Source organism: Bacteroides sp. An51A, from assembly GCF_002161565.1.
Classification (GTDB): domain Bacteria; phylum Bacteroidota; class Bacteroidia; order Bacteroidales; family Bacteroidaceae; genus Phocaeicola; species Phocaeicola intestinalis.
Genome location: NZ_NFIC01000005.1, coordinates 124,288 through 138,970, shown reverse-complemented (window position 1 = coordinate 138,970; position 14,683 = coordinate 124,288). Strand labels below are relative to the sequence as shown.

The window sequence follows — 14,683 nt, the reverse complement described above, 5'->3', positions numbered from 1 at the left end:
GAATACCTTAGTAAATCTATCTAAAACCTAGTCCCTAGTCACCTAGTACCTAGTCACCTAGTCCCTAGTACCTAGCCACCTAGTCACCTAAAAAAGAACTCATGAATGTACAGATAGAAGAATCGTGGAAGCAAATTTTGGCTCCCGAATTTGAAAAAGACTATTTTATCCGTCTGACCGACTTCGTCAGGCAAGAATACCACAACACAACCGTTTATCCGCCGGGCAAGCTGATATTCAACGCGTTCAACCTTTGCCCTTACGATAAAGTAAAAGTAGTCATCATCGGACAAGACCCTTATCACGGACCCGGACAGGCACACGGACTATGCTTCTCCGTCAATGACGGCGTGCCGTTTCCTCCTTCACTACAAAACATTTTCAAAGAAATACACGATGATTTGGGAAACCCTATGCCTGCAAGTGGCAACCTGACCCGCTGGGCACAGCAAGGCGTGCTGCTGCTCAACGCCACACTTACGGTACGTGCACATCAGGCAGGTTCGCACCAGAAAAAGGGTTGGGAAGAATTTACCGATGCAGCCATCCGTGCCTTGGCGGAAAACCGCGAGCACCTGGTGTTTATCTTATGGGGGTCGTATGCACAGAAGAAAGGTGCCTTTATCGACCGGAACAAGCATCTCGTACTTACTTCTGTCCACCCCTCTCCCCTATCTGCCTATCACGGCTTTTTCGGCAACAAACACTTCAGCCGTACCAACGAATACCTCATCCAGCATGGGAAGACACCGATTAACTGGTAGATTCAACATTTGAAAGTTGACAAGGTGACGAGTTGACAAGGTACTAGGCTTCAGATAGCTTTGGTTGGCGCCTACAAAAACAATTCAGAACCTAGCCAACTAGTACCTGTATGCTGCAAAGGTACGCAATCCTTTCCATACGGCAATGGATTTGGAAACGGTTGGTTTGAAAATCTATTAACAGCATTCTGTTTTACCCCGTATGTAGCTGCAAATAAGCAAATAACGGAATCAAAAAAAATAATATATCATACAAGTCCATATTTTCGATGCCATAGATAAACAAAAGCAATTGTCATAGCCCGTTGTGATGCAACTATATTGGATGCAGGATACACATATATGCACATGCGGACGGACATAGCTGCGCTGCGCAGTGCACTCGGTATCCCCAAAAGGAACTGGCGGATATTCAAATAAATCAAAGATGTTCAGCTGCTTGTATCAATCGTTCGATTTCGGGCGGAGAAAGTGTTTATCGGAATGGATTAGCACTTTCTCCACTGATTTTTCCATCCACCAGATGAATGGTCCGGTCTGTTTGCGAGGCAAGTACCTCATCGTGAGTCACGATAACGAACGTCTGCCCCAGCTTGTCACGAAGTTCGAAAAAGAGGCGATGCAATTCTTCCTTGTTCTGCGTGTCCAGACTGCCCGAAGGTTCATCGGCCAAGACTACAGAAGGATGGTTTATCAAGGCACGCGCCACAGCTACCCGTTGCTTCTCGCCGCCCGATAACTGGGCAGGCTTATGCAAAGCGCGTTCTCCCAACCCCAAAAATGAAAGCATCTCCTCCGCTTCTCTACGGGCAGACTTTCCTGACACGCCCTGTATCAAAAGTGGAATCATCACATTCTCTTCTGCCGTAAACTCGGGAAGCAATTGATGAAACTGAAACACAAAACCTATTTCCTTGTTGCGGAACGCCGCCAACCCTTTATCTTTAAGACGGTTCACCTCTACACCATTCAGTACAATCCGTCCGGCGTCGGGCTTGTCCAAGGTGCCCATTATCTGCAACAACGTAGTCTTTCCAGCACCACTCGGTCCCACGATACTGACCACTTCTCCCTTATTTATTGTCAAGTCGATTCCTTTCAATACTTGCAGCGGACCAAAACTTTTCGTTATTCCTTCCAGTTGAATCATAATTTCCGAATTAAATAACTAATCTTAATTAGTTTGTATTAACGAGTCTGTTTTGAAACACGGATCAACGCGGATAATAATTTAATTATTAATTCAATCTGCGTAAATCCGCGAATATCTGCGTTTCTCCGTCATATCAATTAATTTGTACATTACTTATTATAATTTACGTATGACATATTCTGCCAGATAGCAGCCGAACACTGCCGGCATATAGCTGACGGTACCAGCGGTAGACTTCTTGTTCTGCTCGCCATCTACCAGCATCACAGCTTCCGGGTCTGCCTGTTCGGTACTGAACACAACAGGTAATTTCCGCTTCATCCCCATCTTCTGCAACCGCTTGCGCACCGCTTTGCTCAACCCGCAATGATAGGTTTCCCATAAGTCGGCAAAACGTATCTGGGTTATGTCTTTCTTGGCACCTGCCCCCATGCTGCTTACTATTTTCAGCCCACGCTGTAAAACATGATAAATCAAATAACACTTAGGGGCAACGGTATCGATGGCATCTACGATGAAATCGAACCGCGCACTATCCAGCAGTGCGGGTATCGCCTCGTCTTTCAGATACACGGGTAATACCTTCAGCTGTATATCGGGATTGATGTCGCGGAAACGTACCGCAAGAACTTCTGCCTTAGTCTGTCCCAATGTAGAATGCAACGCCGGAAGCTGACGGTTGATATTGGATGGCTGCACCGTGTCGGCATCCACCAAGGTCAGTTGTCCCACTCCTGCCCGGCACAGCATCTCGGCGGCATACGCTCCTACTCCTCCCAATCCTACTACCAATACATGCGCCCGGCGCAGGCGTCCTGTCTTGTCCTTGCCCAACAGCAATTCCGTACGTTGCTGCCACTCTTTGCCTGTCATGCTTATGAATTTTTCTTGAACCATTTATAAATCCAGTTTCCTACTTTATCATAATACTGCGTTTCCGCCCATCCACGCGGGTCAGAGAAAGAAAGACTCTCATTCGGGTCACCCTTCTGCTCGGGATAAAGCAACATGATGCTGTTGTTATTGAAATACTTCGAAACTTGCATCGGAAGTTTCTCGAACGAAGAATCATACGATATCGAGCCACGCCGTGCACTCACGATGACCAGCAAATGATCATAGTTAACCTGTCCGGTCAGCAACAGCAAGTCGTCCCACTCTTCCAGCTCCGAATAGACGGCACGCGTATCCTTGTATTTCTTTTGGATAAAGCCACTGATATACCCCAATGTCCGCGAAGAAGCATAAAACTGCACCCGGCACCCTAACTGGCTGCTCAGCCGGCACATATAAGTTATCCACTTGGTAAACCCGTGCTCGAACTCGGCTTTCGGGGGAACTGCCACAATAATGCGGCGCAATGTATTGACCGGCATCAGGAAGCGCACCACCATTACCTGCAGATAAGTATTCTTCAACAGGTTCTCGGTCAGATTGCCGAAAAACGAATCCACAATACTCGCCTTATAATGTAGCCCCACGATGATGCCCGTAGCCTCGTATTCCTTGGCTGTATGCAAGATACCGGTTGTAATGTTCAAATCAAAACGGCTGACCGTCTTCAACTGTACATTGGTAGATGCAGCAATCTGCGCAGCTTTTTCCAAATTACGTTTACTGCGCATTTCCTGCTTTACCGAATCATTACTGTCATTGATAACACTCAGTGCTACCAGATTATCGTTTATCTTCTCATCGCGCAACACCAATGCCAGGCTCATCAGTCCTTCCAAGGTTTCGGGGTTGGCGATGGGAACCAAGAAACGTTCTTTTTCCTGCTCCTTTTCCTCGTTCACTCCAATATCATCACTCGTCGCAATCCGCTTGGCTGCATGTTCGGTTATAAAAGAACTGACAATGCATGTCACCAAAATCAGCAAAATCGTACCGTTCAGCACATCTTCGTTCAGCAAACGTTCGCCCGAAGGCAGAATGATATCATAACCTACCAATACCGCAGCCAGTGTAGCAGCGGCCTGTGCATTGCTCAAACCGAACATCAATTCCCGTTCGACAGCACGCATCCGGTAAATCTTCTGGGTAAGCCACGAAGCAATCCATTTTCCCACCAAGGCAACCACTATCATAACGCCCGCTACCTTTATCGAATCAATATGCCCGAACAGAACGTTGACATTGATAAGCATCCCCACACCTATCAGGAAATAAGGGATAAACAAGGCATTGCCCACAAACTCCAGATGGTTCATCAGCGGTGACACGTGCGGAATAAGCCGGTTCAACACCAATCCGGCAAGAAAGGCTCCCAAAATCCCCTCCATACCGACTACCTCCATCAATCCGGCACCAAGGAAAACCATCGCCATCACAAAAATGTATTGCACCACATTATCACTATACCGCCGGAAAAACCAACGGGCTATGGGCGGGAAAGTATACATAATGACAGAGCCAAGTATAATCACTTTCAAGACCAACCATACCCAGAACATATCCGACGATTCGCCTTTATACAAACCACCGATAACTGCCAGCACCAGCAAAGTCAACGTATCGGTCACAGCCGTACCACCTACAGCAATACCCACCGCCCGCTGACGGTTGATGCCATAACGGATTACAATAGGATATGCGATAAGGGTATGTGATGCATACATACTGGCAAGCAAGACAGAAGTAACAACACCATAATCCAATATATGAATATTGGTCCAGAATCCGATACCCAGCGGAAAGATGAATGCCAGCAAGCCCAATACCATCGCCTTGGCACGGATACTTTTGAAATCCTCCATATTCATTTCCAATCCGGCAAGGAACATTATATAATACAGCCCCACTTTGCCAAACAATTCGAAACTGCTGTCACGGGCCAGGATGTTAAACCCATGTTCGCCGATTACTACTCCAGCCAATATCATCCCGATGATGTGTGGTATACGCAACCGCTCCAAAATAATAGGAGCAAAAAGAATAATCACCAGTACAAGAAAAAAAATCCACGTAGGATCGGTAATCGGAAAATGGATATCAAGACCAAAAAAATCAAGCAATTCTTTCATAAACCGGTATCGTCATTTTGCATTCATCGAACAAAAGTAGAAAAAAACTTCCGAGTTTCCATATTAATCGGACAGAATGTTTTATTTTTGCAGTCGAAATCGTCATAAACGATACAGTCCGATTAAAAATAACAAGATATAGTCAGAAAAAGTATTAACTTAACAGAATTACAAAAACATGAAAGTAGCAATTGTTGGTGCAAGCGGAGCCGTAGGACAAGAGTTCCTGCGTGTGCTCGATGAAAGAAATTTTCCAATAGACGAACTGTTGTTGTTCGGTTCCCAGCGCAGTGCCGGGCGAAAATACACCTTCCGCGGAAAAGAAATCGAAGTGAAACTGCTGCAACACAATGATGATTTCAAAGGAGTTGACATTGCTTTCACTTCTGCAGGAGCAGGAACTTCCAAAGAGTTCGCAGATACCATTACCCGATACGGAGCAGTGATGATTGACAATTCAAGTGCATTCCGCATGGATGCAGACATTCCGCTGGTAGTACCCGAAGTCAATGCCCAAGATGCATTGAACCGCCCGCGAGGCATCATCGCCAACCCCAACTGTACCACCATACAGATGGTTGTGGCACTAAAAGCCATCGAAAACCTGACCCATATCAAGCGGGTACACGTTTCTACATACCAGGCTGCCAGCGGTGCGGGAGCAGCCGCCATGGACGAACTTTACGAACAATACCGTCAAGTATTAAACAATGAGCCGGTGAAAGTAGAGAAATTCGCCTACCAGCTCGCTTTCAACCTGATTCCGCAAATCGATGTCTTTACCGATAACGGATATACGAAAGAAGAAATGAAAATGTACAACGAGACGCGTAAAATCATGCACTCCGATGTAAAGGTAAGCGCTACATGCGTACGCGTTCCGGCACTTCGTTCGCACTCGGAAAGCATCTGGATAGAAACAGAACGCCCCGTGTCGGTAGAAGAAGCCCGCAAAGCATTCGCCGAAGGAGAAGGACTGGTACTGATGGACAATCCGGAAAAGAAAGAATATCCGATGCCGTTGTTCCTTGCCGGCAAAGACCCTGTCTACGTAGGACGTATCCGCAAAGACTTAAGCGACGAAAACGGACTGACCTTCTGGATTGTAGGCGACCAGATAAAGAAAGGAGCAGCACTAAACGCCGTACAGATTGCCGAATACCTGATTAAGGTGGGCAACATCAGATAAATGGCTATTCAAGCCAAACGCAAAGACGCAAAGGATACCTCACCTTTGCGTCTTTATGACAACACTCATCTTCATTCAATCAAAACAAAGACTATGAAACTCACCCGATATGCACTTACCCTGCTGCTTGCCGTAATGGCATGCACCGCCTCTATGGCACAAAACAAAAAACACCCCACATTCCGTACTGCAATCCCACGTGATTCCATCCGGCTCAGCGATCCTTGCATTCTGGCCGATGATGAAACCCGCACCTATTACATGACCGGAACAGGAGGATTATTATGGAAAAGCAAAGACCTTGACCGATGGGACGGACCTTACATCGTAGCCGAAACAGATCCAGACTCATGGATGGGGCACAAGCCACAAATATGGGCAGCCGAACTCCATAAATACAAAGGAAAGTATTATTATTTCGCAACTTTTACCAACGACTCCATTCTTATCGGGAACTACCGGGGAAACGACATTCCCCGACGCGCCTGCCACGTACTGGAAAGCGACCGTCCTGAAGGACCTTACCGCCCAATGAAAGATAAAGTCTACCTCCCCGCTAATGTCCCCACACTAGACGGTACACTATGGGAAGATACCGACGGAAAGCCTTACATGATATATTGCGGCGAATGGCTCCAGAACTGGAACGGCACAATCGAGAAAATAGCACTCAAGACAGACCTCAGCGGAACAACGGGTAAAAGCGAAGTGCTGTTCCGTGCAAGCGATTCACCTTGGAGCCGCGAGACAGGAACAGACAAGCCCAATCGTGTGACAGACGGACCATGGCTCTTCCGCACCGGAACCGGAAGACTGGGAATGCTATGGACAAGCTGGATAGAAGACATATATACCCAAGGAGTAGCCTACTCGGAAAGCGGAACCCTGGAAGGCCCGTGGATACAAGAAACCGAACCGATTACACCTCCAAACTATGGACATGGCATGCTGTTTAAAGACTTCAACGGATGCTGGCTGATGTCTGTACATAGCCACAACAACGACAATGGAAGATACATACGCATTCCTCAGTTATTCGAAGTGGATTTATCGGGTGACAAACTCAAGCTGGGACGACGCCTGTGCACCTCAGAGCAAAACATGGGAGCGTATCTATTTGTATTTTTCAGCGACCCGACACATAGCCTGTTCATGGCTACGAGCCGCGACGGCTATACATTTACTGCGGTCAACGATGGACAACCAATCATCAGCGGAGATACCATCGCCGAACAACGAGGCATACGCGACCCACATATCTATCGCGGACCAGACGGTGCTTTTTATCTTGCCATGACCGACTTGCATATCTTTGCCCAACGGGAAGGCATACGCGAAACCGAATGGGAACGGGACGGAAAACAGTACGGATGGGGGAATAACCGCGGACTGGTACTGATGAAATCGCACGACCTTATCCACTGGACTCACAGCAACATACGGGTAGACAAAGCTTACCCCGATAAATTCGGCGATATCGGATGTGCCTGGGCACCCGAAACCATCTATGACCCTCAGGCAGGTAAAATGATGATTTATTTCACGATGCGTCACGGCAACGGAAGGAGTACACTTTATTACGCCTATACCGACAATGATTTCACCCAGCTCACCAGTGAACCCAAACAACTCTTCGAATATCCTGACCCCAAAATCCAAATACTGGATGCCGACATATCCCTATTGCCCGACGGACGTGCCTGCATGATGTATGTAGCCCAAGAAAATCCCGGAGGAATCCGCATGGCTATCAGCAATAACGGAAACGTAACCGGTCCCTACCGCTACATAGATAAATGGATAGACTTTGAACCGGGAGCATGTGAAGCACCGAACGTATGGAAACGTATCGGTGAAGATAAATGGGTAGTGATGTACGACATCTTCAGCATCCAACCACACAACTTCGGGTTCTGCGAAACCAGCGATTTCAAACATTTCACCAACCTGGGGCATTTCAACGAAGGAGCAATGAAAGCCGTTAACTTCATCTCACCCAAGCACGGCACTGTAATTCAAATCACTCCTGCCGAAGCTGATGCACTGGAAGCATACTGGAAGCAGCATTAATACCCACATACAGAGACACACAGAGACAAACTTCTTCGTTCTGTGTGCCTCTTCCAACCGTAATATCTTGACGGATAAAATCAACCGGAAAAACGTTGAAAAATGCTCTAGAAGCTATCAACCTATCAGTTCTTGCAATTTTTTTTCAGAAGCGCCAGGCAGCAAACTACGAAGATGTCCATATATCTGCCGATACGACTCTTCGGGTGTGCATCCGGCATCCTGCCTGCCATAAAGCACTTCAGGAGAAGTATAACGGGCAACTCCCCAACCATAAGGACGACCGTGACGATCAATATTGTATTCAAAATCGGAAATAACAACATGCATCCCCATCATCAACCGTGTCAGTATAGGTTCAAGCGAAATCTTGCCATCACTCTGCATTGCATCCACCAGATCTGTCTCGCATCGACGCCCACGCCTCTTGGCAAAACCGAGTAAGCAGCGTAACTCTTTCACCGTCACACTGCCTTCTCCCCAAATAGCCTGAAGCACCACATCATCAAGTGCAGCAGTATCTTCGTCTTTCGCATAACGGCGTGAACGCCGCCAGTTCATCAGATGAGGAAGCCATTCCAGACTGACATAACCCGCTTTCTTATTGTACAGCTTGCCATAGGCGCAATGTCCCTCGCGGATGACGGGGCCTTTCCATTCCCACGGACCTTCTTCTTCGTCCGAGAACCAATATTCAGTTGCCGTCCGTTCTTCGATGGAGAAACCGGGAATGCCGCATCGGAAAAACGGCAGGAAGCCCAAAGCCAATACCTGCCGTTCCATATCTTCCGCCGTGCGTATCTTGTCTTTGGTGCACATCATCATTTTTTCAATGCTATACCGTCCTTGAACGCACTGCCCACATGCCCGCCTACTTCCAGATAGGCATTGTGTACGGGGTCGAACGAAATCGGGCGCAATTTAGCAGGATCTATCTTGCCCTTCTCGTCCAAAATGCGCTCGTCGGCAGATACATTCACAATCCGACCTACCAGATGGCACATTTCCGGGTCGTAAGAAACAAGCTCGCACTCCACCGCCATCGGCAATTCTTCGATGAGAGGCGCGTTGACAAACTCCGACTTTACGGCATGGAATCCCGCACGGAAAAACTTGTCGGGCACATCGTTTGCCGAAACGATGCCTACATAATCGCAAGCCGTCAGCTGGTCTGCCGTACCGATGCTCACGGTAAAAGCCTTTGTTTCCAGCAGGTTCTTCACGGTCTTATGCCCTGCACTCAGACACAGGTTGATTTGATCATCGTAATCGATGCCTCCCCAAGCGGCATTCATCGCATCGGGGTTTCCTTCTCCATCATAAGTAGCAACGATAAATACAGGCTGTGGATACGTCCACGGCTTTGCTCCAAAATTCTTTCTCATAAAGCTTTCCTCCTTATTTTAATGTGACAATGTGGCAATGTGATAATGTGGCAATGTGATAATTCATTCACACATTAACAAACTATTCATTGGCAAATTACCACATTTGCACATTAACACATTTGCACATTGTCACATTTGCACATTATTTATGCGTCTTCACAATCTCGGTGGGAGCCAGCTCGGCATTGCGTTTCTCTGTCTGTGCAACCACGTTACGTGCCAGTTCCAGAAAAGCCTGCCCCGTCACCGAATCATCGTCAAGAGCTACGGGAGTTCCCTCATCACCGTGCTCGCAAATACTCTGCACAATAGGTATCTGCCCCAAGAGAGGCACATGAAGTTCTTCTGCCAGTCTTCGTGTGCCCTCCTTGCCGAAAAGGTAATACTTGTTTTCGGGCAACTCGGCAGGGGTGAACCATGACATATTTTCTACCAGCCCCAAAATAGGCACGTTCACCTTATCGTTCATATACATATTGATACCTTTGCGGGCATCGGCAAGAGCCACTTCCTGCGGAGTGCTGACGATAACCGCTCCTGTGATGGCAAGAGTCTGCAACAACGTCAGATGGATGTCGCTCGTGCCCGGAGGCGTGTCAAGGACGAAATAATCCAAATCTCCCCAGTCGGCATCGCCCACCAGCTGTTTCAAAGCATTGCTTGCCATGCCGCCGCGCCAAAGCGTAGGTTGATCAGGATCAACAAAAAAACCGATAGACAAGAGCTTGATGCCGTATTTCTCAATCGGAACTATCAAGTCCCGCCCTCCAATAGTTTCGGCATACGGACGTGCATCTTCCACCTGGAACATCTTAGGAACAGAAGGACCAAAGATATCAGCATCCAGCAATCCTACCTTATATCCCAGCTTCGAAAGTGCCACAGCCAGGTTGGCAGCAATGGTAGACTTACCCACGCCGCCTTTTCCCGATGACACGGCGATGACATTCTTCACCTGCGGAAGCATCTTGCCCGGTTCAGGGCGTGCCGCCTGACGGCTTTCGGTCGTGATTGTCACTTCCACGTCTTTCGACACATAAGTATGAATAGCCGTTTCTGCCGACTTCACTACTGATTTCATAAAAGGGTCGGTCGGTTTCTCGAAGACAAGCGAGAAACTGACCTTCATCCCGTCGATACGCATATTGTCCGCCACCATTTCTGCTTCGACAATATTTTTCCCGTTGCCAGGATAACGCACCGTTGCCAGCGCGTCTAAAATCAATTTCGGATACAATGTCATATAAATGAAATTTACGATTTGACTATTTACAATTTACGATTTGACATTTTACGGTTTATGACATGGCTAACAATAAATAGTAAATCGTAAATTGTCAAATCGTAAATGAGTATTATTTGCTTGTTTGCAGTCCGCTCCGCTTGCTACGGTTATAGCTGCGGTAATCGTCCAGTTCGATTTCCACATCCGGCTCCTGTAGTTCACCCGTTTGGGAAAGACGAAAGCGGATATACTTAATGCTCAGCCCACGGTCCAGCCATTGCTGTTCGTAATAGGTACGGATGCGCAGGATATCATCGTCCAACCCCGAATGATATAAATCATCCGTGACGAACTCAACGGGAAAATGATTGACTTCAACCATATATTTCGTATAGGTGAACATGAAATTGCTGTCCGTCTTCAGGTGCACCAGCCCGTCGGGCACAAGAAACTTGCGGTAACGCTCCATGAAATACGTCGAAGTAAGCCGCTTGGTCACCTTTTTCATCTGCGGATCAGAGAAAGTCAGCCAAATCTCGCTCACTTCACCCGGAGCAAAGAATCGGTCGATAATTTCAATATTCGTGCGCAAGAAGGCTACATTCTTCAATCCTTCATCAAAAGCCTCTTTCGCTCCCGTCCACATACGTGCTCCTTTGATATCGACCCCGATGAAATTCTTGTCGGTATACCGGCGTGCCAGCCCTACGGTATATTCTCCTCTTCCACAACCCAACTCCAGCACGATCGGATGTTCGTTCTTAAAAAAATCACGGTTCCAGTTTCCTTTCATCTCACAAGGCGTATCCGCCACCTGTGAATACGGATATTCGAATACATGCGGGTATTCCGCCATGTCTGCAAATTTCGCTAGTTTTCCTTTTCCCATTGCGTACAGATTAATCCTAGTTCAGGGAACAAATGTACAGATTTTCGGCGGAACCCACAAATGAAAACATGGAAAAACACCTGCAAAAACGATAGACTTATTCTTTTTACGGGTGCCGTAATCCGCCCATACAATTACGTTCAAAAACGAAAATATATTACTTTGCCGTTTCAGATATCTTCATGAGCTGTAGCAGTTAACTGAAATCGCCCATGAAGATATCTGCATTTTTCTGCGAACACTTTTTCCGAATCCATTGCCAGCTGAAAGAAAGGAATTATCTTTGCAACCAGACATAACACTCAAAAAAACGACAACACCGATGACCGATAAAATAACCTCTTATACCTTAGCCGCACTATTGCTTTCATCGCAGGCTCTGCCATGCCCTGCATCCTTATGGCAACAAAGCACCGTATCTGACACCATAACCACGGTAAGCGAGAACCAATGGAAAGGGAAAAAAGTGGCTTTTTTAGGCGATTCCATTACCGACAAGAAACACGTAGGAACTACCAAGAACTACTGGCAATACCTTGCCGAAATGCTGGGACTTACACCGCTGGTATATGGCATCAACGGCAACCAATGGAACGGTATTCTGAAACAAGCCGAACGGCTGAAGGCGGAAGCCGGTGATGACGTGGATGCCATCATCGTATTTTGCGGCACAAACGACTACAACGCCGGCATACCTTTAGGAGAATGGTATACATATACTTACGAAGAAACAACCGTAAAAGGCGGAACAAAAGAAGTGCGCAAGAAACGACATGCAGCACCCAACCCGCACACGTTCCGCGGAAGAATCAACGAAGCAATGCTATACCTGAAGAAAAATTTCCCAATGAAACAAATTATCCTGCTGACCCCCATCCACCGTGCCCAAGCAAGATTCAGCAAGGAAAACATCCAACCCGAAGAATCGTTTCCCAACAAACTGGGATTGTATGTAGACGAATATGTGAACGTTGTAAAAGAAGCTGCCAACGTATGGGCAGTACCCGTTATCGACCTGAACAGCATCAGCGGGCTGTATCCTTTACTGGATGAACATGCTCCATACTTCCACGATGCACAGACCGACCGCCTGCACCCGAACGCTAACGGACACTACCGTATGGCAAAAGCACTTGCTTACCAGCTGCTGGCATACCCGGCAAACTTCTAAAAAGGATGCGGCCAGAAGTGAAAAACATTCATGTGTCGCAAGAATTACGGCTTTGTCAGGGAGTCGAAAGCCAATGCCTTATAAAACAGACATACAAGGCATTAGCCTTTAACTCCCTATAACTCTATCTCATTCCTGACTCTGTATGCAGCATTAAAAAGGCAAATCATCTTTTTCATCACCTGCCGAAAAGTCTACAGGAGCAGCCGGAGCAGCACCTATCGGCGGGAATGGAGCTTCGGGTTGCATAGGTTGTGATGCACTTACACGTTCCACTTTCCATGCACGGATACTGTTAAACCAACGTCCTTGCCATTCGCGTGCATCAATGTCGAACGAAACGTTTAGTTCTTCACCTATCTTAATAGCAAACTGCTGTATCTTGTCGGCACCAAACACGTCAAAACACATCCGGCGGGGATATTGGTCGTGTGTTTCAATGACATACTCCTGTACCATCCATTCGTTTCCATTTCTGGAAGTACCGCTCTTCGGTTCGAGAACGGCAATTACTTTTCCTGCTAATTCCATATTTTCATTTTTAAATTTGGCTACGAAAATACGTTTTTCTACACAAGTAAACTAATTTTTTAGATACTTTTTGCGATGCATCTACAATCTTTTCGTAACTTTGGCTGATAAAATAAAAATAAGGATAAAACATACAAATATGAAATTTATTGTTTCAAGTACAAGCTTATTCAGCCATTTGCAGGCTATCAGCCGTGTTATCAATTCGAAAAACTCATTGCCAATTCTGGACTGCTTTTTGCTCGAGTTGCACGACGGGACACTGTCGATGACCGCATCAGATAATGAAACCACACTTTCTACCTCGATTGAAGTGAATGAATTTGACGGAGACGGACGCTTTGCCGTATCATCGCGTACACTACTGGAAGCATTGAAGGAAATTCCTGAACAGCCGCTCTCGTTTGCCATCAACCCTGAAAATCTGGAAATAACGGTGCAATACCAAAACGGGAAGTACAGTCTGATGGGACAGAATGCCGATGAGTATCCGAAACCGCAAGCATTGGGAAACAATGCTGTACAACTCACGATTCCTGCCAACGTCCTGCTGGACGGAGTAAACCGCTGTATCTTTGCCACTGCTGATGATGAATTGCGCCCGGTAATGAACGGTATCTATTTCGACATCACATCCGAGGATATCACACTGGTTGCTTCCGACGGACATAAGCTGGTACGCAACAAGACCTATGAGGCACACGGTTCGGAAAAAGCAGCTTTTATCCTGCCCAAGAAACCTGCCAATCTGCTCAAAAACCTGCTAACGAAAGAACAGGGTGATGTCCAGATAGGTTTCGACGACCGCAACGCAACATTCATCCTGGAAAATTACCAGATGGTATGCCGGCTGATAGAAGGACGCTACCCCAATTACAATTCGGTTATCCCACAAAACAATCCGCACAAGGCCGTCATCGACCGTAGCTCGCTTATCAGTGCTTTGCGCCGTGTATCTGTATTCTCGTCACAAGCCAGTAGCCTCATCAAGCTCAACCTCTCGACCAACCAAATGAAAATCTCGGCACAAGACATTGATTTTTCGACCTCTGCCGAAGAGACCTTGATGTGCCAGTACGAGGGAAATGACATGAGTATCGGATTCAAATCATCATTCCTGATTGATATCCTGAACAACATACCTTCGACCAACGTAGTGATAGAGCTTGCAGACCCTTCACGCGCGGGAGTAATTGTACCCGAAGAACAAAGTGAAAACGAAGACCTGCTGATGTTGTTGATGCCGATGATGCTGAATGACTAAGCGATAACAAGAGTTA

General features: G+C 46.9%; 13 protein-coding genes. 5 read left to right on the top strand and 8 right to left on the bottom strand.

The genetic code is table 11. The features are described from left to right. Positions 1–101: 101 nt before the first annotated feature. Complete coding sequence (locus tag B5G04_RS11120; protein ID WP_087397202.1) at positions 102–764, top strand: uracil-DNA glycosylase; 663 nt, start codon at positions 102–104, stop codon at positions 762–764. A 475-nt stretch (positions 765–1,239) separates the two neighbouring features. Here B5G04_RS11120 and B5G04_RS11115 read toward each other — a convergent pair whose 3' ends face one another. The 3 genes from B5G04_RS11115 to B5G04_RS11105 all read right to left on the bottom strand — a co-directional run bounded on the left by B5G04_RS11115 (position 1,240) and on the right by B5G04_RS11105 (position 4,940). Then, complete coding sequence (locus tag B5G04_RS11115) at positions 1,240–1,914, bottom strand: ABC transporter ATP-binding protein (protein WP_087397200.1); 675 nt, start codon at positions 1,912–1,914, stop codon at positions 1,240–1,242. A gap of 159 nt (positions 1,915–2,073) precedes the next feature. Beyond that, on the bottom strand, positions 2,074–2,814 hold the full coding sequence (locus B5G04_RS11110) for a tRNA threonylcarbamoyladenosine dehydratase (RefSeq protein ID WP_204247013.1): 741 nt from the start codon (positions 2,812–2,814) through the stop codon (positions 2,074–2,076). Then, a complete protein-coding gene (locus B5G04_RS11105) occupies positions 2,793–4,940 on the bottom strand; it encodes a cation:proton antiporter (protein ID WP_022040518.1) in 2,148 nt (715 codons plus the stop codon). The genes B5G04_RS11110 and B5G04_RS11105 overlap by 22 nt, the downstream gene beginning before the upstream one ends. 178 nt (positions 4,941–5,118) lie before the next feature. Between B5G04_RS11105 and B5G04_RS11100 the strand changes: the two genes are divergently transcribed. Beyond that, positions 5,119–6,129 carry an aspartate-semialdehyde dehydrogenase gene (locus B5G04_RS11100; RefSeq protein ID WP_022040517.1) on the top strand — a complete coding sequence of 337 codons (1,011 nt, stop codon included), beginning with the start codon at positions 5,119–5,121 and terminating at the stop codon, positions 6,127–6,129. A 93-nt stretch (positions 6,130–6,222) separates the two neighbouring features. Next, positions 6,223–8,199, top strand: coding sequence for a family 43 glycosylhydrolase (locus tag B5G04_RS11095; protein ID WP_239414086.1), 1,977 nt, complete (start codon positions 6,223–6,225; stop codon positions 8,197–8,199). A gap of 117 nt (positions 8,200–8,316) precedes the next feature. On the opposite strand, the gene B5G04_RS11090 is transcribed toward B5G04_RS11095, so the two are convergent. From B5G04_RS11090 to trmB, 4 genes are all read right to left on the bottom strand, one after another. Continuing rightward, positions 8,317–9,024 carry a hypothetical protein gene (locus tag B5G04_RS11090; RefSeq protein ID WP_022040515.1) on the bottom strand — a complete coding sequence of 236 codons (708 nt, stop codon included), beginning with the start codon at positions 9,022–9,024 and terminating at the stop codon, positions 8,317–8,319. Next, positions 9,021–9,584, bottom strand: coding sequence for a flavin reductase family protein (locus B5G04_RS11085; protein WP_087397196.1), 564 nt, complete (start codon positions 9,582–9,584; stop codon positions 9,021–9,023). The genes B5G04_RS11090 and B5G04_RS11085 overlap by 4 nt, the downstream gene beginning before the upstream one ends. Before the next feature lie 145 nt (positions 9,585–9,729). Further along, positions 9,730–10,830, bottom strand: a complete 1,101-nt coding sequence (locus B5G04_RS11080) for an Mrp/NBP35 family ATP-binding protein (RefSeq protein ID WP_022040513.1) — start codon at positions 10,828–10,830, stop codon at positions 9,730–9,732. A 112-nt stretch (positions 10,831–10,942) separates the two neighbouring features. After that, positions 10,943–11,701 (bottom strand): tRNA (guanosine(46)-N7)-methyltransferase TrmB, encoded by a 759-nt coding sequence (trmB, locus tag B5G04_RS11075; RefSeq protein WP_022040512.1) that lies wholly within the window; start codon positions 11,699–11,701, stop codon positions 10,943–10,945. Positions 11,702–12,023: 322 nt separating this feature from the next. On the opposite strand from trmB, the gene B5G04_RS11070 reads away from it, so the two are divergent. Continuing rightward, a complete protein-coding gene (locus B5G04_RS11070) occupies positions 12,024–12,872 on the top strand; it encodes an SGNH/GDSL hydrolase family protein (protein WP_022040511.1) in 849 nt (282 codons plus the stop codon). Positions 12,873–13,025: 153 nt separating this feature from the next. Here the strand turns inward: B5G04_RS11070 and B5G04_RS11065 are convergent, their stop codons facing one another. Continuing rightward, positions 13,026–13,403 carry a DUF3127 domain-containing protein gene (locus B5G04_RS11065; RefSeq protein ID WP_022040510.1) on the bottom strand — a complete coding sequence of 126 codons (378 nt, stop codon included), beginning with the start codon at positions 13,401–13,403 and terminating at the stop codon, positions 13,026–13,028. A 139-nt stretch (positions 13,404–13,542) separates the two neighbouring features. Between B5G04_RS11065 and dnaN the strand changes: the two genes are divergently transcribed. After that, a complete protein-coding gene (gene dnaN, locus B5G04_RS11060; protein WP_022040508.1) occupies positions 13,543–14,667 on the top strand; it encodes a DNA polymerase III subunit beta in 1,125 nt (374 codons plus the stop codon). Positions 14,668–14,683: the final 16 nt, after the last annotated feature.